Raw genomic sequence first — 2,537 nt, forward strand, 5'->3', positions numbered from 1 at the left:
GGCATGGCTGGTTTCCTCCTTTGTATCCACTGTTTTTAATAGCAGAAAAGTAGGTCAGTCATGCCTTTTTCAGGTCAGTTTAAAAGTCGAACATCGCGTATACCAGAAAGTTGATGGATATTTCTTTTCTCACCATGGCCGGGCTTTTGCAGCGCAGCATATCCATTTTCATGATTGTTTTGATGACATTTATATCTGTCTCAACATGCCAGCGCTTCAGATACAGTGCGATAATTTCTGTTCGGGGGTATTTTTCAACGTCCAATAAGGTGGTAATAATCGTGCGTCGTTTGTTTTTGACTGCACGAATAACAAGCTCTTCGGGCATCTGCTCATAAAGTTCACTACTCATCCAGCTGGGGCGAACTGGCCGTGTCAGTTTAAATAAACCATCTTTGCTGCCCAGCTTTTTATCACACTTGCGAAAATCAATAAGGCGAGAGCCGTTTTTCTCGAACACTACGTCAGACCGAGCCTGCAACAAGAGAGCCAGAAGAAAGTAATTTTCAAAGTTCGCATCACCTAGCAGGACATCACCCTCTTGCAAATGAGAGAGCAATTTTCTGAGCAGGGCTTGCTCGCCGGTTTCTTTCCCTTCGTAAGGCGAAACAGCAAAATCCAGTAGCGCACCACTGCCAAGACATATCAGAACAAGGATTCTGAGAACGGGAAATCCAAGCCCTTTTTTTGGGAGCTTGATTGCGGATATTTTTTTTGATTCTGCTCTGTGTCAGGCATTAGCAGCGTTGAGCCATCAGTAAGTAGTACACGACGCTGATTCCATAACCATGAATCAGGCGAGGCGCTATCAAGGGTTCTCCCCGATGTACGCAGTAATGCATTAATGGATTCTTCCGTCAGACGCTGTCGTGCTTTGCAATAAGCATCAGTGTGAGTAGAAGGCACCCTGTTGCCTTTAGCGACCTGATCTCTTGCTTCATCAATCAGGGCGTGGCGGCAGGATTTTGTATCACTTGCCACCTGCCTCATGAATAAAGTTAACGTTTTAACGGGAGGAAAATCCCGAACTCTGCACTTGGTATAGCTGTTCTGGAAAGAGTTTAAGTCATCAGAAGTGATAATCGAGGAAAGCTCATCACTTTCTGTTTGCGCAAATTGGCGAAGGCAATCATCGGTCAGGGAGAGAAACTCTTGGCTACACTTGTTCATGGCTCGCTCGGAAGAAAGTTTATTGGTTTGACTTTTTATAGTCGATTTTCTTTCCGGGCGAGTCCTTAGCTGCCAATGGTTGGAAGCTTAAGTCAGTGCCATTGCTCTTAAGAATGGTTACGATTGGGTTGTAGATTGTGATCTCGAAGCGTTCTTTGATAACGTCAATCATGATCTGTTGATGTCCCGACTCAAGGCACAACAGGAAGACGTATCGCTACTGAGATTAATTAATCGTTATCTGAAAGCCGGTGTCTGTATCAATGGAATAAAACAGGCCAGTACGAAAGGTGTACCACAAGGTGGCCCTCTGTCGCCTATTCTTTCAAATATTGTGTTAAATAATCTGGACTGGGAACTGGAAAAGCGGAATCTCACATTCGCTCGCTATGCTGATGACTTTGTGGTGTTTGTGAAAAGTCAGAGAGCGGGAGAACGTGTAATGAAAAGCCTGAAACGCTTTATTGGAGAATCACTGCGACTCACAGTGAATACCCAAAAGAGTGGAGTAGGCCGACCTTGGGAGTGCAACTTCCTTGGGTTTACGTTCAGTCGACGGGGGTTGAAAGTGAAGGTCAGTGATAAAGCACTGGCGAAACTGAAAGCTACCGTTAAACAACTGAGCCGTCGAACGAGAGGCCATTCGATCACCCGGATAATCGCAGAGCTGAGAAAATCCCTGCTTGGTTGGAAAGCGTATTTCAATATTGCCGAAATACTGAGTCCTCTGCGAGATTTGGACAAATGGATTCGACGACGATTGCGGTGTTATCTTTTGAAGCAATGGGGAGGTAAAGGCTACCGAATGCTGAGGCGCTTGGGTGTGGATCGATTCCTTGCATGGAATACTGCTAAATCAGCACATGGAGTATGGCGATTGAGTGGAAGTCCAGCTTTAACCAAAGCATTGCCAAACAGATATTTCAGGAACCTTGGACTGCCTGAACTGGCAGTAAGATGAATACAGAGTGATTTGAAACGCCGTGCTACGTGATCCGTATGGCCGGTGTTGTGGGAGGAGCGAAGTTGTGAGACTTCGTCCTATCCCGATTAATACCCATACCGTTCACACTGAGCGGAGTCGAAGTGTGGTGCTTTGATCCTTCGACTCCGCTCAGGATGAACGGGGATGTATGTCTTATAACGCTTGGCTGCACTAGGAGGCTGTCGGACTTGAAAGTAAAAACCGGAGATGGGCCGCAATAAGTAGTTGATCATTTGAAATCATATAAACTGACTAACCGATCAATCAGTTAATCCATTACGAGCCGGCTCAGGAATTTTGAACTACTGTTTCCTCATAGTTTCCACCTGTACGATCATCATGAAATCGGTTTCCAACATAACTGATCCAGCTATCATCACTA

General features: G+C 45.4%; 4 protein-coding genes. 1 reads left to right on the forward strand and 3 read right to left on the reverse strand.

Annotated elements, in window-relative coordinates; all coding sequences use genetic code 11:
• Window positions 1-79 precede the first annotated feature (79 nt).
• Genes AKL11_RS07430 through AKL11_RS25060 form a run of 3 tightly spaced genes read right to left on the reverse strand, consistent with a single transcriptional unit; the run spans window position 80 to window position 1,342 of the window.
• Window positions 80-709, reverse strand: a complete 630-nt coding sequence (locus AKL11_RS07430) for a transposase (RefSeq protein WP_095210245.1) — start codon at window positions 707-709, stop codon at window positions 80-82.
• Complete coding sequence (locus tag AKL11_RS07435) at window positions 646-1,170, reverse strand: hypothetical protein (protein ID WP_067515940.1); 525 nt, start codon at window positions 1,168-1,170, stop codon at window positions 646-648. The genes AKL11_RS07430 and AKL11_RS07435 overlap by 64 nt, the downstream gene beginning before the upstream one ends.
• 19 nt (window positions 1,171-1,189) lie before the next feature.
• Window positions 1,190-1,342, reverse strand: a complete 153-nt coding sequence (locus AKL11_RS25060; protein ID WP_157673456.1) for a hypothetical protein — start codon at window positions 1,340-1,342, stop codon at window positions 1,190-1,192.
• Between AKL11_RS25060 and AKL11_RS07440 the strand changes: the two genes are divergently transcribed.
• Window positions 1,271-2,131, forward strand: a complete 861-nt coding sequence (locus AKL11_RS07440; protein ID WP_253705186.1) for a reverse transcriptase domain-containing protein — start codon at window positions 1,271-1,273, stop codon at window positions 2,129-2,131. The two genes, AKL11_RS25060 and AKL11_RS07440, sit on opposite strands and share 72 nt — an antisense overlap.
• The last annotated feature ends 406 nt before the right edge of the window (window positions 2,132-2,537 follow it).

Origin of the sequence: Endozoicomonas ascidiicola (assembly GCF_001646945.1) — a bacterium.
GTDB classification, from domain to species: domain Bacteria; phylum Pseudomonadota; class Gammaproteobacteria; order Pseudomonadales; family Endozoicomonadaceae; genus Endozoicomonas; species Endozoicomonas ascidiicola.